We start from the raw sequence: 22797 nt of genomic DNA on the forward strand, positions 1-22797 counted from the left end.
AAGCTCAAAAATTCGTTGCTGACGAGAATTTCTTCTCATTAATGTCTCGATTTCTCGAGACGCTTCAATCACTCGTTGTTCAGTTTTCAAAGGACAATCTTGTAGGACCTTGCGGCCTATGTCGTTAGCGCTTGTCTCAGCGACAACTTTTATACTATAACACAGTCACACTCATTTATGCAAGCTTTTTTTTGTAATTCTTTTTTCGCGGCGTGTTTCGTTGTTGCCGGCAAGAAGTAACTTTACCAGCATCCGACGTCTTTTGCAACAACCATTTTGTGGAAGAGGAAAAGAGCCTTGATTCCGACTCTTTTCTCTGCCTACTTTTTGCTAACAATTGTTTGACCTAATGACTAATGAGTACCGTTAGAGCCGAAATCATCGTAGCTCGAAAGATCTCCATGATAAAAAACAATGTCTCCGTCCGTCACCGGGAATGTATGTCCCTTTATGTCGGTAACGCTATGCACGCCCCCCTCCATCTGCCATTGGTTATTCAATGGGCCATGGATATATTGTAGATAAGGCATGCTTACAGCGCCTGCACGGATGCTTTCAATATTGAAGTTCACAACGATGTAACCATTCCGTAAAAAGATCGGCGACCTATCGTCAAGTGTCTGTTTCCGACCATAGGTGGCGAGGTCGGTTCCTTTCGGTACGGCATAGACCGCTGCAGGCAAGCTGTACTCCCCGTACCATTTTTGATCGGAAGCGAGAACCCGGGCGTTATCGACTCCCGCCGGAATGTTTTGCGTCCCCCCAATAAAAGTCCGCACCTGCCGGGACAAAATGAGCCAATGATAAGTTCCGATCCACGTCGGATTGGCCGCTTTCTTCATATAATCGACCGTAAATGCCGCACGGTTCGTGAAGGAACCCGGAGCCTGATCGAAAAGATACCCCGCCGTCTGCTCAAGCTCCAGCGCACTCAAATTCCGAAGCCGGTCGTTTAATACGACGAAACGCTTTTCCTGATCCTGCTGAGAACCGATGCGGACGAAAGGTTGATTCTCCGTATGATAATACAAATCAACGGGCTGTCTTTTGCCTCCTTCATTAGAAACGAAATAAAACGCAGGCGTAATCCGCACACCATCGTCCGAACCGAACATATTGCCCTTGGTCTTGAGATCAAACTTGATATGATAGCCTGTTTTAACCGAAATGTTCTTATATCCCGCTTCGGGGTGGCTTCCCGGATGAATCGGGAGGATGAAGGGATAGCCTGTCGGCCGCGGTTGACCGTCGATCCCTTTTGCCCCTATCCAATATTTCGTGCCCGTGTGTGCTGCGCTTCCTTTAGCCTTACGAAACACGTTTTCCCAATTGTAGTCTGCAATGTCCGTCACTTTAAAATCATAAAGTCGTCCGATCACATCGACCGGAACCGTATCTGTGGCAACGTGATGAGTCAAGTTCAGGTTAGCCTGCGGTTCTGTCGTAAACGATGCCGGAGCATTTTCCGCAATAGAGCGAAAAAGAACGCTGTAAGGCCCTTCGTCGACCCAAACAGGCATATAAAACGCGGCAGTCAATTGTCCTACCGGTATGTCGATCCACGTATGTTTCGGTATGAACTTCATAGAAGCGTCGTAAGTGTCAAACGGGAACCACACTTGTTTCTGCCTAGTGTACTTGGCGTACTCACGAATTCCGTAGCCCGGGATGCCGAGGTGCGGACCCGTTGTGGGAACGGTTACGCTAAAAGGACGGTCAAGGATAAGCGCTGAGCGGTCATAGGCAGGCGTCGTTTTCTGATTATGCGCCTGATCGTCCGAAACCGAAGGCACCATAATGACCGGCGTGTGAACCGTGACGGGATTGATTCCGGGGATGTCGAAGGTTTTGTCCGTTCCTCCTTTAATATTCCCGGGAAGAAGCGTGTAAGCGATTGTTCCGTTTGTGGGCTGGGACTGCCGATTGGCCAGCGTTTTGCTGATCACGTAGCTGGCCTCGTAAAGAGTATCCGGACCAATCCTTGCAGGCTCCGGAATAGGCTTGGGTACTGGAGCCGCGGCGTCGTGAATCCGGTTGTCCATAAGCGTGACCCCATTAAACACGAGGAGATCATTGCTCACTTTGTTAGCGCCGACCGCAGCTTCCGCAGCAGACTGAAACAAGCCGGTCTCATTCATAGGCGGGCCTCCGCCGGTACCCAAGTTTACGTAATTGCAGTTGGCGGGCTGTACGTGAGAGGATACCTCGTCTTTATTCGTGCTTGTTAGGACGGGCGGCGTGTAATTTTTAGCGTCCAAGGTAACCGAACCGCCATATCCGCTAAGAGCATAGTTGCTGAGGCGCGCCTGCTTGAGACGGTAAACCTCCAGGTTATCGATTTGCCAGTAGCCGTAAGGGCGCTTCACGGTCATCGTTTGAGTAACTGTCTGGCTCATGGGAATCGGAATACCGGGTGGAGGAATGGGAATGGTCCATACATACGTTTTGGTGACGGGGACGCTATAGGTGACCTCTCCGGTCATGTTGGTAAATTTGTTTTGAAAGAGGTAGTGGAGGCTAAATACATTGGCATAGAGGTTTTCGGAAGTGGGAATGCCTTCGAGGACGTTAAAGGTTTCGGCACCGCGCTTGTCGGCACGAAGCATGCCGCTTGCTTGAGGATCCATGGAGAGGCCGTTTTGCGAGGGGCCTTTTGCCGGCGGATTGATCACCGGGCTGCATCCATTGGTTCCTCCGCCAGTACCCGGACTTCCTCCTCCTGAGGAGCCGCAATCTTTTACCGTCAGCGTGACCGATTTCTTCTCATCCAGATGCTGAAGATCATCTTTAAAATGCGCTGTTATTTCCGTTGTTCCTGCTGCTGCTTTCAGGGTGATTTTGCCCGTTTGATCAATGGCTGCGATGGAGGGATTGGAACTGGTCCAAGTAAGTTTATCGTGTTTTTGAAGGGGCCAGGAGGTGCCGTCCGGCTTAGTAAGCACGGCTTCCGCCTGCTGAGGAGAGGAATCGGAGGTGCAAAATTCGGGCTTCGGGAGATTGATGACAAGGCCGGGGTCTGTCGTAACCGTAATTTCAGCAGCATCCGAGATGCGGTAATCGCCGTTATCCCAAATGGCTCTTACCTTAACTTTACCGGCCTTCTTTCCTTGAACTTGTCCCGAGGCATTCACAGTCGCGATGGTTTCGTCCTCGGATTTCCATGTAGTTTCGGTTGTTCGAGTAGCCACGTCAACTTCTTTTCCCCACTCGCTCGCTCCCCAGTCTTTTGTTTTGACGTTTGCCTGGAGTTGAACTTTTTGACCTACGGAAATGGACGAGTCGGGGGTTACGTTGATTTCTTTTTCTTCATAGATGTCTCCTGCCCAGGTGATGTCGACTGGAGTTTCGTACATGACCACTACTTTCGGGCAGCCATTCGGCCTCTTCATAAACTCCCTGTAGTCGGATTCGATATAATCCATACCTGTATAGGTATTTAACAAGGCGTAACTATCGTTGATTATGTCGGGTTTTGATCCTGGAATGACGGGTTCATATGAAACTGCATCGTGATATGTAACCTCATACAATCGAACTTTATCAACTTTATCACTTTGAATCGTCCTACCGTTATACTCCCATGTTTGGGCTTTCCATTTCGATAAGTTTATATCATCTTCCATGGATGACTTTATGGGAAAAGGATTATCACAAACTTTATTCCACTCTACATCTTTTTGTTTAGTACCGTTTGAATAATCGGCTCGGAATTTCCCATTATCTAATTGGTACCAGTATACACCAGGATTAGCGGTCACACTTCCCGAAAGTGCCATTTTATTATTAGAACTCTTTGACAATTTAGGGGGCTCCAATGCTCTTGCAATTTGGATAGAGCAACATAAAATCAAAAGAATTTGTAATCCAATTATAGTGATAAATTTTGCTTCATCGTCACTTCTTCTTATCCCTTTCTTATTGTGATAAGTATATCATTACAAAATCGTTATTATCGGCTGTTAGGCTATAAGAAAGAGATGGTCGATTTTCAGGTAAAGTAGTTTGTATAACTTGCGAAACCCAGAAAAATTCATCTTTGCTGCTATTAAGAAGTTCATTGTTATCTCGATTGGATAAGGTCTTTAAACCAAAACGATTAACATTGTCTCCAAGTAACCTTGTAGATGAAGTGATTCCATTTCCCATCGAATTCCCCAATTCTAAATTAGTTAAATCTTTAACGTTGGATTGAACTGCAATTTCACTATACAAAACATACTTACCTTTTTGGTACTTCTCAACATTTTCAAGAAACATAGGCTTATAAATGCTGACATTGTTGTCATTATCGGAATCCACTGCGATTACGCGGTTGATTTTCATTGTACCGATGCCGCCTCTGAGAGAAATATTTTTGCCTCGAATAAAAGAAAAATCTCGGATTACACCGTTATAATCCATCCCGTACTTATACTTCGTTATAGTCGTCAAATTAGACCCTGTAATCCCCACCTCTCTCAGCTCGTTAAGCGCCTTGTATTGTTCGGCTTTGTTGCCTTCCACCTCCATAAAACGCATCAAGATGGCGGATACTTCCGCTCTTGTGGTCGCTTGGGCGAGCCTGAAGGTGCCGTCTTCAAACCCCTCCACGATGCCGGTGCCTTTTACAAGAGCCACGTAAGGAATCTGCTTGTTGGAAATGCCCCCTTTGTAGGTTTCCGGTGTCGGCAGCAGGGTATCCGCCGTGTCCTCCAATGCCTGCTTAAAGCTTGACTCCGATTGGACGAGCCCCGACGAGATCCATTTGATCATTTCATAACGTGTCAGTTCCCGGTCGGGTGAAAAGCCGTCCTTATAATCGCTTTGGTCGATAAAACCGAGAGCAGCAAGTTTATTGACCTCCGTTTGGCTCCAGTGGTTTTGTAAACCCCGGAGTGTGCTTTCAGCCGGTACTCGATCTGCTTTCTGCTTTGTAGCCCGGTTCAGCATAGCCGCGAATTCGGCACGCGTAATTTTCCCGTCCGGATGAAAGGTGCCGTCGTTATACCCTTGTACCAGGTTAAGCTCGGCTGCCTTCCGGATGACCGTTTCGGCCCAGTGCCCCCCTACATCGCTAAAAGACTGGACCGGAACAGCTACGGCAGACCCGGCCGTAAGACCAACTGCTTTGGCATCATGCGGAAACAAAGCAGCCGTCCCCAAAAAGATGGCGGCTCCCCAGCTGCTTTTGCTTTTTTTGAAAAAAACCATTAAAAAACCTCCTCGGCACATATTAAAAATAGAATTAGGCACAGCAAAACAAACATAGAGAGCAAAATGAACAGCCAGCTTTAGCTTGTGTACAGCAATAAAGAGATAAAGGATGACAGGAAAGGAGTTAGAAGAGGCGAGCGGGAGGGCTGAAGAGGAAAAACAAAGGCACAAAACCTAGTATATACGATCCATCAAAATTTGGAAATAGTGAAAATATAATCAAATACATAAACATAAAAAAACCGGCCTTTCGGATTCAATCCGAGGCCGGTCCGTGGCTTTGCAACCCTTTAACCGCTCACGCCTATAAACACGTAGCGCGCGATAACGAGGACGAACAATACCCACATGAGCCAGTGAATGCTGTGTTTCTTTTCAACGCGGCTGCTCAGCTGAGAAATAACCGCCAGAATGACATAACCTACAATGCCGAGAGAAATACCGTTGGCAATGCTGTAAGTGAAAGGCATGAACGTGATGGTCAGGAACGCCGGAATCCCGATCACGAGATCCTGGAAGTCGATGTCACGCACCGCCTGCATCATCAGAACGCCTACGACGATCAAGGCCGCGCCTGTCGCGGAACCCGGAATCAAAGCGATAATCGGCGCGAAGAACAGGGCGAGAATGAACAGGATACCCGTCGTGAGCGAAGTCAGACCGGTACGGCCGCCTTCCGCTACACCGGCGGAGCTTTCCACATAAGCGGTTACGGTACTTGTACCCAGCATGGCGCCGCCGCTCACTGCGAAAGCATCGACGAACATCGCTTTACCGACGCGTTTGTTGCCTTCTTCTTTGTTTTTCATGATGCCGGCACGGTTAGCCGTACCCACAAGTGTTCCGAACGTGTCGAACATTTCGACGAACGTAAAGGTCACAATGACCGATACGATGCCGACGCCCATAATACCGGCAAAATCAAACTCCCAGAAGTTAAGCTGGCCGAGGTCAGGAATCCAAGGCGTCTGCGGATTATTCAGCGAGCTCAGGTCAACGTATCCCATCAGAAGAGCGATAATCGTCGTGCCTACAATTCCGAACAAAATCGCACCGCGTACACGGAGCACCATCAGAATGGAAATCAGGACGAGGCCGATCAGGGCCATAATCACGTCCGGGCTTTTGAAGCTGCCCAGCTCGATAACGGTTTCGAAGCCCTTAAGCGGAGTAAACTGGCCTTTCGGAATATCGTTAACGGATTCAGCCGCAATCGTCATGAGACCGGTATTTTTCAACCCCACGATGGTGATAAAAAGACCGATACCCACTGTAATCGCGTGCTTGATTCCGTCCGGAATCGCGACGAGCAGCATCTGCCGCAGTCTTGTAATGGTCAGAATGATAAAAATGATCCCCGAGATAAAGACGGCGGTCAGAGCCATCTGCCAAGTAATCGGGTTGCTGGTGGAAGCGGTGGAAACCACGACAGTCGCAAAGTAAGCGTTAAGTCCCATACCCGGCGCCAGTGCGACCGGAAAGTTCACGAACAGACCCATGGCGATGGTAAAAATACCGGCGGCCAGAGCCGTCGCGAGAAATACGGGATACCACTCCATGCCTGTTTTGCCGAAAGCGGTCAAGATGTTCGGATTAATAACCAGCACGTAAGCCATAGCCATAAACGTGGTGATGCCCGCCATAATTTCGGTCCGTACGTTTGAGCCGTTTTCCTTTAATCTAAAAAAACGATCCATTGCAACGAAATCCCCCTTAAATTGGATGAGAACAACAAAAAGCCCGGGCGACGTTTTATCACCTGGGCCGGTTGCAAGAAAGAGCGGCTCCCACAGTCATCGGTCACTTCCTTTGGAAATAAACTTCCCTAATTTGCCGGAGCAAATTCGCGATCGTCCATTTCAAAAAGAGGCGCCAAAGGCCGCTGGGCTGCACGTTCTTTTCGTAGCCAGATCATTACGGTGACCTCGTAGAAACTTCCGGGCCAATCCCCGGAATTATACGAAAAGCATTCAATTTTGTCATTCCTCTTCATTCTAGTAAGCGAATCGGATCTTGTCAATACGGAATAACGAATATTTAACTGGCAAAAAAGAGTTAATGTTCGGGATTTTTTCCATGTGGGACGGAGAAGAATGGAGGCGATAAAAAAGGCCAGAGCCCTTTCGGTAAGGGTCCGGCCTTGTCTCTTTTTATGCTATTCCCATTCAATAGTTGCAGGCGGCTTCGACGTTACGTCGTAAACGATACGATTGACGTTGTCCACTTCGTTGACGATCCGCACGGAGATTTTCTCCAGGACGTCCCAAGGAATACGCGCCCAGTCGGCCGTCATACCGTCGATGGATGTAACGGCACGGATGCCTACGGTGTAGGAGTAAGTCCGGGCATCGCCCATAACGCCAACGCTCTTCATGTTAGGAAGAGCCGTGAAGTACTGCCAGATTTCCCGGTCGAGACCGGCTTTGGCGATCTCATCGCGGAGGATCGCGTCGGAATCGCGGACGATCTTCAGCTTTTCTTCCGTTACTTCGCCGAGAACACGGATCGCAAGACCCGGGCCCGGGAACGGCTGACGCCAAACGATGGCGCCCGGAAGGCCGCATTCTTCGCCGACTTTGCGTACTTCGTCCTTGAAGAGCGCCTTCAGAGGCTCGACAAGCTGGAACTTCATGTCTTCGGGAAGTCCGCCTACGTTGTGGTGAGATTTGATTGTGTGAGCCGTTGCCGTGCCGCTCTCGACAATATCCGTGTACAGCGTACCTTGAGCGAGGAAAGCGAAATCGCCCAGCTCTGCGGATTCTTCTTCGAAGACGCGGATAAACTCGTTGCCGATAATTTTGCGTTTCTGCTCCGGATCGCTCACTCCGGCCAGTTTGCCGAGGAAGCGGTCGCGCGCGTCGATTTTGACAACGTGCATATCGAACTTGCCGACGAAGGTTTCCATTACACTCTCGGCTTCATCTTTACGGAGCAGGCCGTGGTCGATGAACATACAGGTCAACTGATCGCCGATTGCTTTGTGAATCAAGATGGCTACAACGGAAGAATCTACGCCGCCGCTCAGTGCGCACAACACTTTACGGTCGCCGACTTGTTCGCGGATATCGCGAATCGTATCTTCGATGAAGCTTTCCATGCTCCAGTCACCGGTGCATTCGCAAATATCGAAAATGAAGTTGCGGATCATTTCGTTGCCTTGCGCCGAGTGGCGGACTTCCGGGTGGAATTGTACGGCCACTATGTTTTTATCCGGGTGGCTCATCGCCGCGATCGGACACGTTTCCGTACTTGCGTCAAGAACGAATCCTTCCGGCAGATCGCAGACATGGTCCCCGTGGCTCATCCAGACCACTTGCTTGGAATCCAGATTCTTCGCAAGACGGCTGTGAGACTGGAATTCAACTTCCGATTTGCCGTATTCGCGCGTAGCGGCGCGTTCCACTTTACCGTTCAGCTGGTGCGCGATCATCTGCATGCCGTAGCAAATGCCCATGATCGGAATGCCGAGATCATACACACCAGGGTCTACGACCGGAGAACCTTCTCCGTATACGCTGGTCGGTCCGCCCGAGAAAACGATCCCTTTCGGGTTCAGTTCGCGGATTTTGTCCGCTGAAGTATTGTAAGGGAGCAATTCGCTGTAAACGCCAAGGTCGCGAATGCGTCTGGCGATCAGCTGATTGTACTGCCCGCCGAAGTCTAAAACGACAATCAATTCGTGTGATTTTTGGATATCCATGGTCCGCCTCCTAGTATAATCTTGATCATTATATATAACAAAGGCGGATGAATCAAGGCATACTCTAGCCTTCGATCCGCTTCCAAAGCTCCAAAATGCGCCCTTTGCCGATAATCCCGGCGCCGCTGCGGTCGTAGCGGACTTCCTCGTACAAAGAGGCAAATTCCTCCAGCGCCCGTCGGCGGCCGGGATCAAGTCCCGCGAGCCCCGCGACGTACTCCCGGAGTGTCTGTTGCGGGGCAAGGCGGCCGTGGCTGCGGAACACTTTCAGCCACAGCCGCTCCATTAGCGCCGTGCTGCCCGTGCCGCGGCGGAGTGCCGCGCTCTTGCGCAGCGGCGCCTTGTATGCGCGGCGCGGGACAAAGCGCCGCAGCAGCCAGACCGCGCCCAGCAGAGCGAGCAGCGCGGCCGAACCCCGGGCGGCCGGCGAATCGGCCGCCCGGGCAAGTGCGGGCAGCAGCTCTGCTGCCCAAGGGCTGGCCGTGTCCGTCTCCTCTACCGGCGAGGAGAGGGCTGCGGGCACGGCCTCGGCTCCGGCGCCGGACGGAGCCGCGAAGCCGGGCGTCGGCTCGAACGCGAGCCAGCCGGCGCCCGGGATGTACGCTTCGGCCCACGAGTGGGCGTCGCGGCTGCGGACGGTAACCGCCAGGCTGCCGTCCGGGCCGCGCTCGCCCGCTTCGCCGGGGGCGAAGCCTTTGACCCAGCGGGCGGGAATGCCCGCCGCGCGCAGCATGACGACCATGGCCGACGAGAAATGGTCGCAGTATCCCAGCTTGTCGACGAACAGGAAGTGGTCGACAAAGTCTTCGCCGGCGGCGGGGAACGTCGGCTTGTCCATGCTGTAGCGGTACTCCGAGCGGAGGTACCGCTCCAGGGCGAGCGCCGCCGCGAGGCGGTCCTGCCCGCTGCCGGCGGTCACGCGCTCCGCAAGGTCGCGGACGCGCTGCGGCAGCCGGTCCGGGAGCTGGAGGTAAGCGGCGAGCTTGGCAGGGACACCTGCGGTTTTGCTGCTGCCGGGGGCGGCTATGCTGTCGGCCGCCGTGTTCCGCTCGAGGCTTCCGGCTTCCGCGCTTACGGTTTCGCTACGGCTGCCGTTGCCTCCGGCAGCGGGAGTACGACTATCAGCCGCCGCATTTGCTTCGCTGCTGTCAGCAGTGCCGGATCGTTCGCCCGCGCTTTCCGTACGGTCAGCATTTGCACCGCTCGCCTCGGGGCCGGGTCCGCTGACGGCACCTGCATTTGTTTCGCTGCCGCTTGCAGCGTCAGTATGCTCGTCTGCGGTTCCCCTGCCGCTGACGTTTGTGCCGCCGGCTCCCGGGGTGCTATTCGCTGCGCCAGAGTAGTCACCTGTGGTTCCCGTATCACTGGCGTTTCCGCCACTACTACCTGAACCGGAACCGCCTCCTGCGGTCCCCATACCCCCGGCACTTTCGCCCACGGCCCCACTCTCTCTGCCATCTCCGCTATTCCCCGTTCCAAGCCCGCTGCTGCGCAGCCCGCTTCTGATTTCGGCGTCGCTCACTGGCGTGAACGAGGATGCTTGCGGGCCCGGCTCAGGCATGGACCAACTGCTGCCGAATGCAAACGGTTCGACCGTTATCCGGTAGGAATGCAGCGGATCGTCCGTCACGGGGAGGGAAATTTTGCCGCTTTCTTTGTTCAGCCAGAGGGCCTGCGGCTTCACGGACTGGCCGGAAGTATTTCGGGCATCTTCCAACTTCAAAATTTGGCCTCCGGCAAACAACTGCATCCCCAATTGCCCCGAAATCCCAGTAACCTCCTGGGTATAGGGGACTTTCGCAGTTGCGGCTGCATCAGTAGTTTCCCGAACTGTCGAAGCTGTATTCCTTTCTTCCGGGGACTGTCCGTTACCGGCCGCTGCGGACTCGGTTTCTTCGGGCGACCCGCCCCCGTTAGAAACCGAAGTCTTTCCAGCCGAAGCCGTGTAGCCCGGCAAGTCCGGGAATGCCGGACGGAGCGTGCCGGAAGACTGAGACCAGCCCCGCCCGTCATAGACGCTCTTGGCTTCCCCGCGCCAATACGCGAGAGCCGGTGTCCGGGCAGTGAACACAACCCGGTTGTCGGAAATCAGCGCACCGCCCAACACGGAATCATCGGTTCCGTATCCCGAAATTCTCAGGGAGGAGGATGAGCCGTTTGCCTGTCCGGCGCCTGAACCCGCATGCCCTCGCGTAAGCGCAGCCCACTTGTCTGCGGCGGCGGACCAGCTCAGGGGCTTCATTTTTGCCGCCGATCCGGCTTCGCTCGCTGCCCAGGTACCCGCCGCATAGAAAACGGCCGCAAGAAGGATACTGAGGCCCATCCACGGCAAAGACCCGCCTCGGCCGGTTTCAGCGATGCCGAATTGTCTCCGCAGACGGGGAACGGTCAAGCCCGCAAGCAGAAGCAGGCCAAGCACCCCGGTGCGGATCAAACCGGGTGTCGTGTCGATACCAAAACCGGCCTGGAGGAGCACCAGATACGCGCCGGTTGCGGCTGCAAACCAACCCCCGTTTTGCCGATGCAGGAGCAGTTGATGGGAGGCCGAAATAAAAGCGGCCGCACCGAACAGAAACAGCAGCGACTCGGTCAATCCGCTAAGTGCGCCAAGTTGACCGGATGCCATATAGTCGAGGTCAGTCAAAAACGTTTCCCAAAGCCGGGCCGGCCAAGCGCCGAAAGGAAATAGCTCCTTTTGAAACTGATAGCCTGAAACGGCGGCAATTCCGACCAGATTAAGCGTCCACAACAGCGTAAAGGAACGCACGCCGGCTGAAAGCAGCAGAAAGTATCCGAACATCACCGCATAAGGAGTGATGCCGAAAGGCTGGAACTCGCCGGCTCCGAGAGCAAGCGGATTCAGCCATTCGAGCAGAAGCATATACCAAATCACCGTCAGCGCAGCGTCCCGGATCCAGGAGGTTTTCCCTTGATTTCCGTTCTCTACGAGGCGGCTTGCGGCTTTGTTCTTTCCAGAAGAAGCCACGGAACCCGCTGCTTCATAGGATGAAAAAAGCGGCTTTTTAACCCATTGCATCTCCCGCCCCTCCCTCTTTTTGCTTCTCTTTATCCGCTAGGATGCCAGGAGGGACAGACGAATGCTCAGTAAAAAAATCCGAACTTCCGTACAATGGGGATTCGGGCGCCAGATAAGCGTTCCTGCCGGGTCTCTCCGTCTCTTTAACTCCCGCGGAATGATCGGCAGATACAGGAACTTTCATCCGTTTCGCTTTATCTTTTTTCATGAAAAATTTTTGTTTATTGACGGCGGAGCCAGATCTTTTCGTGCCTTGTCTGTTTCCGGCGTCCGTTGCCTCGGCCATTAATCTATCTTCTTCTGCGGCAAAACAAGCCACCTCTACCCCCGCTTCACGCAGCACGGAGAGACGTCTTTGCTCCAGCGGCGTAAGCATGTGCATTTTTGAAACGTACACAATCTGAAGGGGGCGTCTTGCGGTTTGCAGCTCCATAGCGCACCTAATTACGGCTTCATCCAATCGCGAAGTCAGATACAGCAGCGTGACGCCCGGGCCTCTGGAAGCATGCTCCTTACGCAGCATATGAAGCCCTTTGCCTGTCTCGCCCCGGACGGCCGCAAGCAGTTCCAGAGGCGCGTTTGCCAAGGGAGCCGAAGCCCCGTCATCCGGGTCGAACGAGGACGCGCCCCGGAACCCGGGAAAGCTGTACGGCTGCGCCGTTTGAGCAAGTACGGCCCTTTCCCGGAAGGAGGTCCCCGTAACGATTCCGCCGGTTCCCGTTCCCGGTTCAAGGACGGCATAGGCGGCGAGACGAATCCGCTTCTCCAGCATGGCTTGTCCCATACGACAAGGGCCGGATGCCGAATGTTTGCCGAGAGTATGTTTCCTTTTGCCGAATGTAAGGCGGCGTGTTGCTTGCGGATATTCATCTGTTCTATCCGGATCATTCCATTGCGCCCGGCCGGAATCCGTTGTTTTCATGGTACTGCCTTCGCCGGTTTTAGCCGTTTCTGCGGTTTCGGCCATTTTTCCGCGAAAGCCTCTGAAGCCGCCCATACCGCTCCTACCCTTCATGCTGTTTATACCCTTCATGCCGTTCATACCGCTTCTCCCGTCTTTCCCGGCCAAATGCGTGCAATCGCACCCGGCGGTGTCCGCTCCCCCGCAGTCCGGGTCCGTGTCGAGCACGATAATCCGCGATGGTTTAACCACCCCGGAACGCACCTGCGTCTGCAGCGAGCCTGTACGGGCGGTCGCTTTCCAGTCGATCCATGACAGGGGATCTCCCGCGCCATAGGCCCGTATGCCGGCAGACACGCCGGTTGTACGGAGCCTGGACGGCTTCCCGCGGCTTTCGCTTTCCGCACCCGGCACGCCGCGCAGTCCGAAAGATTCAGGCGCCGGATAGGCCGTGAAAGCGGCTTCCGATTTCACGACGCGCCTTTTGGTGAACAGCCCGAATAAATCTCCGCAAAGCAGTTCTGTCCGTTCCAAAACGTACTTTCCCCTCCCTAAAGCGTCCAGGCTGTATGAAAGTGAGACAGTCGACGCGGTCCAGGGAAAACAAAGCAGCGACCTGCAGCTGCTCTCTTCCCGCCCCTCATGCACCCAGTGTTCGCGGACGACCATCCAGCATACGGGCAGCAGAGAGCGCTGAGTCACGACAAGCTTCACTTCCGCGTTCTGACCGGCAAAAAGCCTGGACGCCCCGAGGCTGCGGGAAACCTCCGCCCCGTTAAGCGTGAAGAAAAGGACGCAAGCGCCGGAGACCGCATTCGCCCAGAGCAGGCACTCGATGATCAGGGGAGCCAGTCCCCCGAAAACGAGGTAAAAGGCATGCGCCCCTGCCGCTCCCGCAACACTCCCCGCCAGATTCAGCCAAGATTTCATCATAGCGTCCTCCTAGCGGACAGCCGCAAAGCGCAGCACGGGAATCGGCACCGATGCGACGGCCGCTTCCACCGCCGCGCGCGGGGTCCTGCCGCCGATAAGCGCGTCGGTCGAGGGCAGCAGCCGGTGGGCGAATACGGGCACGGCCAGGAATTTGATGTCGTCGGGCACGACGTAGCGGCGGCCCTGCATCAGCGCCCTGGCCTGAGCGGCCCGCATCAAGGCCGCCGATGCTCGGGGACTGGCTCCCAGCCGCAGATCGGGATGCCTCCGCGTGGCCGCGGCGAGGCTTACGATGTACTCGCGCAGAGATTCGTCGACGTTGACGGTGGCGGCCTCGTTCTGCAGCTGCACCCATTCCTCCTGCAGAAGAACGGGTCTCAAGCTGCCCTCCGAACGCCGTTGAAGCTGCTGCTCCAGCATGCTGACTTCGTCCCCGTGCTCCGGATAGCCCAAAGAAAGCTTCATCAGGAAGCGGTCCAGCTGCGCTTCGGGAATGGGATACGTCCCCTCATGATCGAGCGGGTTTTGCGTGGCGAGCAGCAGAAAGGGCTTCGGAAGCTCGTAGGTGACACCGTCCACAGTTACGCTGCGCTCCTCCATCGCTTCCAGGAAAGCCGCCTGCGTCCTGGGCAGAGCGCGGTTCAGCTCATCGGCCAGAACGAAAGGATTCATAATCGGTCCCGGTCTGAATTCGAAGGCGGCGGTTTGCGGCTGGAATACGGAAACTCCCGTAATATCCGACGGCATTAAATCCGGCGTGCACTGAATTCTTATACAGCCGCAGCCTACAGTGGCCGCCAGACTGCGGACAAGCAGCGTTTTGCCTACGCCCGGCACATCTTCCAGAAGGACATGGCCTCCGCACAGCATGGCAATGACGCTTTTCTCGATCACATCCCGTTTGCCGAAAACGACTTTGGCGACTTGGTCGACTACTTTTTGAAGAAGAGTATGGGGCTGGTCAAATAAGAACGTCCGATTGGAAATCACGGGGAAAGCCTCCTAGTGAAATGATATATTCCCAGTGTTCCCCGTTCTCTATGGAAATAGACTTACAGTTTGCTAGTAAAAAGAGCGGTTCCGCCGGATACCGACACTTCCCTCCCGCTTTCATCCGCGCGATAGTCCAGTATGTCCCCGCCCAGCAGCTCTACCGTCTTCCTCAGAGGGACATATAGAGTCCCGTCGAGAAGGCGCATATTCGGCAAATGATAGACGGCCGTCACCTCAGCCAACAGACGGACCGACAAGGTGTAATCGCGCAGATTGTAGTCCAGCCGGGTAAATCCGTAGTCGACGCTCGCCGTCAAGGCCGCCTGGTCCCAGCTGACCCTGGCCCCCAATTGCTGCGCAAGCACCCGCAGAGGCACCTCAAGCCGCTCCTCGCGGAAAAGAGCCTGCTCGGGCGGAAGCACCGTTCTCCTTCCGTCTACGGTCAGCGTCAGAGGAAGCTGCGGTTCCGCCTGCCGGGGCCGGATGGAGCCCGCTCCTACGGCCGTTTCTGCGCCGGACGGGACAGGCGTGCGCCCGCCGGAAACGGAGGCGGCCCAGTCTCTCATCGCGGCAGCCGTCCGGGCGAATTCCGCTTCGCCGGGTGCGCTCCGCTGCCACCGCTCGGCTTTGCGGACGGGGAACTGCGCGGGCTTCACCCCGTCGTCCAGCTTCGCGAAGGCGTAGCCCTTTTCCCTGAAGTACCGGATGACCTCCGGGAGCGCTTTTACCGTTTCCTTATGCCCGGTGCCGTCATGAAACAAAACCGTCAGCTCGTGCTTGAGCGGAGCTTTGCGGACCGAGCGGATGATTTCCGCCGCGCGAACGCCCGTACGTTTGGAATCCTCGCTGTCGATATCCCAATCGTAAAGCGTATACCCCGCTTCCTTCATGTAGTAGAAGTAGAAGGCATCGAAATTCTCGGCAGTCCCTCCCGGGGCACGCACCAAGCCGGTCCGGAAACCGGCCGCTTTCTCGATAGCCCGGTCGGTTTGCTCGATCTGCTTCCAGAAGCCGTTGTAATCCGAGTACAGCTTCTTGTAGGTATGATCATAGCTGTGATTACCGAGCGCGTGGCCCTCGGAGACGATCCGCTTGACCAGCTTCGGATTTCCCTCCACATGCTCTCCGACGACAAAAAAGGTGGCGGAGATGCCTTCTTTGTGCAAAATATCCAGCACTTCCGGCGTATATTTGCTCGGTCCGTCGTCGAATGTCAAATAGACCGTCGGCTTGTCGGAAACAGCGTAGGACCGACCAGTGGTTACCTTATTACCCCCGCCTTTAAGCGCTTCATAAATATTCTCTGCCGGGTCGCCGTCCGCTTCGGCCGCATAAACTTTTTGCACAGGCTGTATAGAGGGAAATTCAACGAAAATAAGGAGAAGGATAAGAGCGATCCGGGTGAAGCAAAAGTGGGGCAACTTCGTTATCGGCATGACAATCCCTCCGCATTATTCAATCATTTAGCTGCTGATAGAGTATATGAGAGAGTTGCCGAAGGTATGCTTTTGCGCGTAAAAAAGAGCCCGGCTGACGCCAGGCTCCCATACATAAGCGGTATGCGATTCGTAAATCTAGCATTTTATTTCCAGACGAGGGTTAAATAGCGGCGGTATACATCGTCAAGCAGAGGCGTCGGGTCCGCCAGCTCCGCCTTGCTTGCCGCGGCCACCTCCGTCAGATGTTCGATCTCTTTCCCGATGAATGCGTGAATCTCCTCGACCCTTGCTTCGAGGTCCAGCTCTTCCCCCGCTATTTTTCTCCTTAAAAGCTCGTTTATCTGATCTCTCAACCCGGATTCGGGCAGAAGCCTATCTACCAGCTCCTGAAAAAGAATAGGCGGGTTCGTGTCGTTCTCCTCGATCCATTTGCAGGCCAGAATCGGACGGAGCACGTAGAAATATTTTTTGATACGGACCTGGTCCCTTTGGAGGTATTCCCGGAAATTGCCCTTCGCCATGCTCAGATAATGATGAAGAGACGCCTTGGGCGAGAACACCTCGCTGCGGAGGCGAAGCATCTCTTCCTTGAAGCCGTAAGCTTCCTGATAGACAATATCCGAAATCAGCCACTCCATAAGAGGCGGATTCGATTTGCGGAACAGCTTCAGCGCCTTCCGGATGTCCCAGCCGTTTATATCGAGCATCTCGTTGATCGGCACTTCGATCACGTCTCTTTTATCGTCGATGGAAAGATACCACTCCGGTCTGCGGACATAAACAAACCGGACGTCGTAGTCGCTGTCTCTGGAAGGAAAACCCCAGGCGCGGCTTCCCGACTCTACGGCAAACAAGACTTTTACCTGCTCGTTCTCTTCGATTTCCCTTAATTTTTCACGTATGACCGCTTCCATAAAAGCCCTCCGGTTTCCGAAATTTTTCAGTTCTTCAATCAATCCGGCGCTTTTTGGGGTAAAAGCAAATTAAAAGCTTAATCCCTAACCTGCTGCCTGTTCCAGGGAGCTGAACGTTAGCGCAGTTAACCAAAAACCAGACTAATTAAAGAGGTGAAACGAATGGGTGATATTAAAGTCGGCGTGATCGGGTCCGGTTTCTCGGCAATGGCCCACATCGAGGCCCTCCAGCGGGTGCCTTCGGTTCAAGTCGTTGCGATTGCTTCATCACGGCTGTCGCATGCGGAAGAAGCGGCGGCCCGTTACCGGATTCCCATGTATTACGGGGACGCCATGGAGCTTATCCAGGATCCGGATATCGACGTTGTACACAACTGCACGCCCAATCATCTGCACTACACGTTCAATAAGGCGGCTCTCCTTGCCGGCAAACATGTCTTGTCCGAAAAGCCGCTCTCCGTTACCGCCGAGGAGTCGGATGAACTGCAGAAGCTTGCGCGGGAAAAAGGTCTCGTCGCCGGCGTGGCGTTTATTTACCGCCACTATCCCCTCGTCGAGGAAATCAAGCAGCAGATCGCTTCCCGGACCTACGGCAAGCCCCACTACGTGCTGGGCGGTTACCTCCAGGACTGGCTGCTGTACGAGACGGATTATAACTGGCGCATGGATTCGCGCCTCAACGGACCTTCCCGGGCGATGGCGGACATCGGTTCCCATTGGTGCGATACCGTCCAGTACGTGCTGGGCACCCGGATCGTGTCGGTCTTCGCGGACCTTGGAATCGTCCATCCCGTGCGGTATAAGCCCAAAGACGAGCGAGCCACTTTCACGAACGCGGCGCCCAAACCGGAGGATTGCGAACGCGTCGAGGTGGACACCGAGGATTTCGGGTCCATTCTGGTCCGGTTCGAGGACGGCACCAAAGGCGTCTTCTGCATCTCCCAGGTCAGCCCCGGCCGCAAAAACAAGCTGTATTTCGAGATTTCCGCCGAAAAAGGCGCCCTGCGCTGGGACCAGGAGGAAGCGAACCGGCTGTGGATCGGCTCCAGGGATGTTCCCAATCAGATCCAAATGCGCGATGCCAGCCTGATGAGCTCCCAGGCCGCCTCCATCACCCATTATCCCGGCGGTCATGAAGAAGGCTGGCCCGACGCGCTTAAAAACCTGCTGCTCGACTACTATTCTCTCATCGGCAAGCGCAGAGCGCGGACGACGGACGAAACCCGTTCCAAGTTCGCTACCTTCAATCAGGCCTGCGGTGTGATGAGGATCGTCGAAGCGGTCCTGCAAAGCCATGAGCGCCAGCGGTGGGTGGACGTGTAAGTTTCGTAAGCGTGTTTCTTCAAAACCGCTTAGTTTTCCTTCAGATAAGCCAGCGCTTCCTCGATATGGCCTTTGACTTTGACCTTGCGCCATTCCTTGACAAGGATGCCTTCTTCGTCGATGAGAAACGTCGAGCGTTCGATTCCCATGAACGTTTTACCGTACATGCTCTTCTCTTTCCAGACTCCGTAGATCTCGGCTACCGCGTGATCTTCATCGGCCAGCAGCAGGAAAGGCAGGCTGTACTTGTCGATAAATTTCTCGTGCCGTTTCAGGGAATCCGTGCTGACGCCCAGAATGACGGCGTTTAAAGACTGGAATTCCGTATGCTTGTCCCGGAAATCACACGCCTGAGTCGTGCATCCCGGCGTCATGTCCTTCGGGTAGAAATACAGGATCACTTTTTTTCCTTTAAAATCGGACAATTTCACCTGCTGCCCGGTATTGGCCGGCAGTTCGAAATCCGGTGCTTGCTGCCCCGTGTTTATACTCATATCGGGAGCCTCCTTCGGTTCGTCGTTTTTGCATTAGTTTCCATTATACTCATCTAGCGGATTTATTGGAAATCGAGTTCAGGCCCGGTACGCAAAAAGACCGGCAGCGTTGTCCGCTGCCGGTCTTTCTTTCATTCCCATGACCGCATTGCTGCATGCCGCCGTTCTTACTCGGCCTGCTCGGTTTGGACTTGCTTCTGATCTTTCTTCTGAGGCTTGTCGCCCTTCTTCGCATCCATAAATTTCTCCAGCGAAGGAGTCAGCTCTGTTTTCAGCTTCTCGAGAAGCTGCTCTCTCGTGATACCTTTGGCCTCTGCAATCTCGGCGACGGTTTTACCGGCTTCCTGCTGCGTTTTCAGCTCTTCCTTGGTAATCCCGAGGATAGCTGCAAGCTTCTCCGGATCTACAAAGCCGCCTCCACGTCCGTGTTTACCGCCTTTGAAGTTCTGCAAGCCGGTAATCGTGACGGCATGCTCGATGCGCTTTTGAAGGTTGGTTTTCAGTTCGGCTGCCTTTGTGCTGTCGATTTTGCCTTCGGTTACTTTGGCATCAATCTCTTTCGTGGAAGCTTCCACCAGCTTCTTCACCAAATCCGCCTGGCTGATGCCTTTGGCTTCGGCAAGCTGGGCCAGAGACTTGCCCGCTTTCAACTCGGTGATCAAGGCGTTTTCTTCCAGACCGAGAACGGCTGCCGCATCCTTCAGGTAAGATCCCGGACCGCCGAATTGTCCGAAAGGTTTGCGGTCCTTGCCGTCATGCTTGAATGGAGCCGATTGCCGAGTCGGCGTCTGGCCCGAATCGGTGCTGTCGGCTGCGAATACTTGGCTGGAAAGAGCAGCTCCTCCGCCGAGCAGAAGTGCTGCGGCCAATGTGGATACCATCAATTTGCTGCGTGTTTTATTCATCCTTATTTCCACCTTTCAAATGGGGGGCTTGTTTATGCTACATCCCAAGTATAGGCAGAAATTATGACGGAACTTTTACACCAAACTTAGCGGCACCTAAAACTTTGCTGAAAGCAACCTGAAAATTGTGGCACTTTCCGTTTCACCCGAAGAATCAGGACCCCGCCCCGCGGTAACGTTTGACCCCGATGTTCCATACGCTTAGGCCGATCGTTATGAAAATAATCCCCATGACCGGCGTCAACAGGGCAAAGCCCTTCCAATTGAGCGGATCCAGGAAATAAGCCGCCGGATAAAAACCGACGAAAGCGAACGGCAATATCCAAGTCAGAATACCGCGCAGCAGCTTGTTGTAAATCGTGACCGGATAACGCCCGTAGTTCTGGATGTTCCAGATCAGAGGCATAATGCCGGTCGGCGAATCCGAGAAGAACGCCAGCGCGCTCAGCGAGACGTAAATGCCTCCGTATATCAGCACACCCGATACGACCAGCATCAGCATGACAAGCGGATCGCTCCAGTGGACCGGCAAATCGAGCTGAACCCACGAGTAGATCATCACGACCAGTCCGGCGAGAGCGCTGAACAGAGCGGCCGGGTCCATGTTTTCCAGCATAACCTGCCACAGGCTGTGGGCCGGACGGGTCAGAATGCGGTCCATTTCCCCTTTAACGATGTAACGCTCGCTGAAATTCCACAGGTTGAAGATCGTGGAGAACAACCCGTACGGGATCATAAAGAAGCCGTAAATAAACAAAATCTGATCGCGGTTCCACTCCCCGAGGAGCGCGGTCTGCTGGAAGACGACGAGAATAAACACGAGGTTCAACCCGTTGAACAGCAAATCCGAAACGACCTCGATCCAGAAATCCGAGCGGTAGGTCAGCCGGGTTTTCAAATAATTTTTCAGGTAATCGAGAATAAGCGATAAATAGAACATGCGTTAACCCCCCTGCACGAACAGCCGGGTTCTTGCTTTATGCCACATGAAGGCAATCGGCACAAGAAGCACGACGAACCAGATGACTTGGATCGAAACGGCCTGCCATACGGCGCTTCCGGTCAATTTGCCGGTAATCACCGATCCGGGCAAATAAGTAATGGCCTGAAACGGCAGCCATTCCAAAAGCTTCGCCGTCCAGCCGGGGAACATCGTGATCGGCAGGATCAGCCCGGAGAACAAATCGACCGCCACACGCTTCATCCGCATCATACCCTCGCTGTTTTCCAGGAAAAAGGCGGACAATCCCGTCATAATATTAATCTGGGAATTGATTAAGAAAGCAAACAGCAGCATGAGCAGATAGACGAGCCACAAGGAAATATCCGTCGGCAGCTCGACCGGGAACAAGAGTGAGACGATCACGAGACCCGGCGTCGTAAAGAGAAGAAACCGGAATATACCTTCTCCAAGACCCTGCATCATTTTGTACACGACATAATTGTAAGGACGGATAAACTGGATCGCGACGCTGCCGTCCCGGATTTCATTGGCTATTTCCCGGTCCAGGTTATTGAAGTAAAAAGCTCGGCTCATCCAGGACACGACGATATACGTCGTCATCTGCCCCAGCGTCTGGCCGCCCAGCGTTTCCTGACTGCCGTAAATCGCCTTCCACAGAAAGTAGTAGGAACCGATGTTGAGCGCGTACACCAGAATGCCGCTGTAATAGTTAACCCGGTAGGCGAGCATGGTTATGAACCGGATGCGGATCAGCTCCACGTAAGCCTTATACATGCGGCACCGCTCCTTTGTCCTCTTCGGCCCCGCTGCCCGGCTCCCCCGCTTCCGGCGAGGACGGCTTACGGACTTCGGCCGAACCGGATTTATAAATTTCGCGGACGATATCGTCGGTATTCGTCTCCAGGATGCGGATATCCGCAATCTGGACGACACCGACGATACGAGCCAGAACGTCGGACACGTTCGCGCTCCGCTGCGGGATGAACACACGGGCGTCCAACGGGCTGTCCTGCTCCCAGGTCACGTCCAGACCTTCCGTGAGCAGCTTCAGACTTTCAAGCGGCACCGGGTCGTTGAACTGCAGCACCACTTCCTTGCCTTTCCCCCACGTCTCCTTCAGCTGATCGAGACCGCCGTCGTAAATGATGCGTCCGTCGTCCAGCATGATGACCCGCGAGCAAAGAGCTTCGATGTCTTGAAGATCGTGCGTGGTAAGCAGGATAGTCGTCCCGTAGCGCCGGTTCAGCGATTTCAGGAACTCGCGGATCTCGGTTTTCACCACGATATCGAGCCCGATCGTAGGCTCGTCCAGGAAAACGATCGCGGGGTTGTGCAGCAGGGAAGCCGCAAGCTCGCAGCGCATCCGCTGGCCGAGGCTGAGCTTCCGGACCGGTCTGCTCAGCAGCTCGCCCAGCTGGAGCCGGTCGGACAGCTCGTCCAGCCGCGCTTTAAAATCGTTTTCCGGCACCCGATATACTTTCTTGAGCAGTTGAAACGATTCAATGACGCCGATATCCCACCACAACTGGCTCCTCTGGCCGAAAACGACCCCGATGCCTTTGACGAAAGCTTCGCGTTCCTTGTAAGGGATATAGCCGTTCACCTGAAGATGGCCCGAGGTGGGAACGAGAATGCCCGTGAGCATTTTGATCGTCGTCGATTTGCCGGCGCCGTTCTCTCCGATGTAACCGCAAATCTCTCCCTCGGGAATTTCAAAACTGATATCTTTAACGGCCGTAACCTGATTATATTCACGGTCGAACAGATCGCGAAACGCTCCTTTGAGCCCGCTTCTGCTTTTCTGCACGCGGAACTCTTTGCGGAGATCTCTCACTTCGATGGCTGGCATGTTTTCCTCCTGCTGTTTAGTTGGACTGGGAAACTTTGAAAGCCCTGTGAATTCATGTGTAACTTGCGGCAGAGAAGAAGTTGCCCCTATAATGAAATACATGAGTTCGCCATTCCCACCCCTCATCATACAACAAAAGAGCTTTTTGTAAA

Annotated in this window: 15 protein-coding genes and 1 riboswitch; of the genes, 1 reads left to right on the plus strand and 14 read right to left on the minus strand. The window is 54.2% G+C overall.

Annotation, left to right across the window (positions count from 1 at the left end; genetic code table 11):
* Positions 1-353: 353 nt before the first annotated feature.
* The 9 genes from AC58P5_RS20470 to AC58P5_RS20510 all read right to left on the minus strand — a co-directional run bounded on the left by AC58P5_RS20470 (position 354) and on the right by AC58P5_RS20510 (position 17110).
* Positions 354-3389, minus strand: a complete 3036-nt coding sequence (locus AC58P5_RS20470) for a DUF5704 domain-containing protein (protein ID WP_497389820.1) — start codon at positions 3387-3389, stop codon at positions 354-356.
* 526 nt (positions 3390-3915) lie between these two features.
* Positions 3916-5190: an S-layer homology domain-containing protein gene (locus AC58P5_RS20475; RefSeq protein ID WP_497389822.1), complete on the minus strand. Its 1275-nt coding sequence runs from the start codon at positions 5188-5190 to the stop codon at positions 3916-3918.
* Positions 5191-5483: 293 nt separating this feature from the next.
* Positions 5484-6890 (minus strand): NCS2 family permease, encoded by a 1407-nt coding sequence (locus tag AC58P5_RS20480; protein ID WP_497389824.1) that lies wholly within the window; start codon positions 6888-6890, stop codon positions 5484-5486.
* A gap of 186 nt (positions 6891-7076) precedes the next feature.
* A riboswitch (purine riboswitch) is annotated at positions 7077-7176 on the minus strand.
* A 172-nt stretch (positions 7177-7348) separates the two neighbouring features.
* A complete protein-coding gene (gene guaA / locus AC58P5_RS20485) occupies positions 7349-8893 on the minus strand; it encodes a glutamine-hydrolyzing GMP synthase (RefSeq protein WP_497389826.1) in 1545 nt (514 codons plus the stop codon).
* Positions 8894-8957: 64 nt separating this feature from the next.
* A complete protein-coding gene (locus AC58P5_RS20490; RefSeq protein ID WP_497389828.1) occupies positions 8958-11930 on the minus strand; it encodes a DUF4129 domain-containing transglutaminase family protein in 2973 nt (990 codons plus the stop codon).
* Entirely contained in the window at positions 11917-13764 is a 1848-nt protein-coding gene (locus AC58P5_RS20495) for a DUF58 domain-containing protein (protein ID WP_497389830.1), read from the minus strand. Before AC58P5_RS20495 ends, AC58P5_RS20490 begins: the two co-directional genes overlap by 14 nt.
* A gap of 9 nt (positions 13765-13773) precedes the next feature.
* Complete coding sequence (locus tag AC58P5_RS20500) at positions 13774-14754, minus strand: AAA family ATPase (RefSeq protein ID WP_497389832.1); 981 nt, start codon at positions 14752-14754, stop codon at positions 13774-13776.
* A gap of 62 nt (positions 14755-14816) precedes the next feature.
* Positions 14817-16193: a polysaccharide deacetylase family protein gene (locus tag AC58P5_RS20505; RefSeq protein ID WP_497389834.1), complete on the minus strand. Its 1377-nt coding sequence runs from the start codon at positions 16191-16193 to the stop codon at positions 14817-14819.
* A 146-nt stretch (positions 16194-16339) separates the two neighbouring features.
* A complete protein-coding gene (locus tag AC58P5_RS20510) occupies positions 16340-17110 on the minus strand; it encodes a nucleotidyltransferase domain-containing protein (RefSeq protein ID WP_497389836.1) in 771 nt (256 codons plus the stop codon).
* 162 nt (positions 17111-17272) lie between these two features.
* On the opposite strand from AC58P5_RS20510, the gene AC58P5_RS20515 reads away from it, so the two are divergent.
* Positions 17273-18433: a Gfo/Idh/MocA family protein gene (locus AC58P5_RS20515; protein WP_497389838.1), complete on the plus strand. Its 1161-nt coding sequence runs from the start codon at positions 17273-17275 to the stop codon at positions 18431-18433.
* A 29-nt stretch (positions 18434-18462) separates the two neighbouring features.
* Here AC58P5_RS20515 and bcp read toward each other — a convergent pair whose 3' ends face one another.
* From bcp to AC58P5_RS20540, 5 genes are all read right to left on the minus strand, one after another.
* Positions 18463-18927, minus strand: a complete 465-nt coding sequence (gene bcp, locus AC58P5_RS20520; protein WP_497389840.1) for a thioredoxin-dependent thiol peroxidase — start codon at positions 18925-18927, stop codon at positions 18463-18465.
* A 167-nt stretch (positions 18928-19094) separates the two neighbouring features.
* Positions 19095-19832, minus strand: a complete 738-nt coding sequence (locus tag AC58P5_RS20525; protein WP_497389842.1) for a hypothetical protein — start codon at positions 19830-19832, stop codon at positions 19095-19097.
* Between the two features lie 154 nt (positions 19833-19986).
* A complete protein-coding gene (locus AC58P5_RS20530; RefSeq protein WP_497389844.1) occupies positions 19987-20772 on the minus strand; it encodes an ABC transporter permease in 786 nt (261 codons plus the stop codon).
* Between the two features lie 3 nt (positions 20773-20775).
* Positions 20776-21570 (minus strand): ABC transporter permease, encoded by a 795-nt coding sequence (locus tag AC58P5_RS20535; RefSeq protein ID WP_497389846.1) that lies wholly within the window; start codon positions 21568-21570, stop codon positions 20776-20778.
* Positions 21563-22645 carry an ABC transporter ATP-binding protein gene (locus AC58P5_RS20540; protein WP_497389848.1) on the minus strand — a complete coding sequence of 361 codons (1083 nt, stop codon included), beginning with the start codon at positions 22643-22645 and terminating at the stop codon, positions 21563-21565. The genes AC58P5_RS20535 and AC58P5_RS20540 overlap by 8 nt, the downstream gene beginning before the upstream one ends.
* Positions 22646-22797: the final 152 nt, after the last annotated feature.

The sequence above is a fragment of the Paenibacillus sp. JT31N7 genome (genome assembly GCF_059692095.1).

Excerpts from the sequence above, each read along its gene's own strand:
- bcp (WP_497389840.1), bottom strand. The coding sequence starts at position 18,927 with ATGAGTATAAACACGGGGCAGCAAGCACCGGATTTCGAACTGCCGGCC.
- AC58P5_RS20505 (WP_497389834.1), bottom strand. The coding sequence starts at position 16,193 with ATGCCGATAACGAAGTTGCCCCACTTTTGCTTCACCCGGATCGCTCTT.
- AC58P5_RS20540 (WP_497389848.1), bottom strand. The coding sequence starts at position 22,645 with ATGCCAGCCATCGAAGTGAGAGATCTCCGCAAAGAGTTCCGCGTGCAG.
- AC58P5_RS20530 (WP_497389844.1), bottom strand. The coding sequence starts at position 20,772 with ATGTTCTATTTATCGCTTATTCTCGATTACCTGAAAAATTATTTGAAA.
- AC58P5_RS20470 (WP_497389820.1), bottom strand. The coding sequence starts at position 3,389 with ATGAAGAGGCCGAATGGCTGCCCGAAAGTAGTGGTCATGTACGAAACT.
- AC58P5_RS20495 (WP_497389830.1), bottom strand. The coding sequence starts at position 13,764 with ATGATGAAATCTTGGCTGAATCTGGCGGGGAGTGTTGCGGGAGCGGCA.
- AC58P5_RS20490 (WP_497389828.1), bottom strand. The coding sequence starts at position 11,930 with ATGCAATGGGTTAAAAAGCCGCTTTTTTCATCCTATGAAGCAGCGGGT.
- AC58P5_RS20510 (WP_497389836.1), bottom strand. The coding sequence starts at position 17,110 with ATGGAAGCGGTCATACGTGAAAAATTAAGGGAAATCGAAGAGAACGAG.
- AC58P5_RS20515 (WP_497389838.1), top strand. The coding sequence starts at position 17,273 with ATGGGTGATATTAAAGTCGGCGTGATCGGGTCCGGTTTCTCGGCAATG.
- guaA (WP_497389826.1), bottom strand. The coding sequence starts at position 8,893 with ATGGATATCCAAAAATCACACGAATTGATTGTCGTTTTAGACTTCGGC.
- AC58P5_RS20475 (WP_497389822.1), bottom strand. The coding sequence starts at position 5,190 with ATGGTTTTTTTCAAAAAAAGCAAAAGCAGCTGGGGAGCCGCCATCTTT.
- AC58P5_RS20480 (WP_497389824.1), bottom strand. The coding sequence starts at position 6,890 with ATGGATCGTTTTTTTAGATTAAAGGAAAACGGCTCAAACGTACGGACC.
- AC58P5_RS20535 (WP_497389846.1), bottom strand. The coding sequence starts at position 21,570 with ATGTATAAGGCTTACGTGGAGCTGATCCGCATCCGGTTCATAACCATG.
- AC58P5_RS20525 (WP_497389842.1), bottom strand. The coding sequence starts at position 19,832 with ATGAATAAAACACGCAGCAAATTGATGGTATCCACATTGGCCGCAGCA.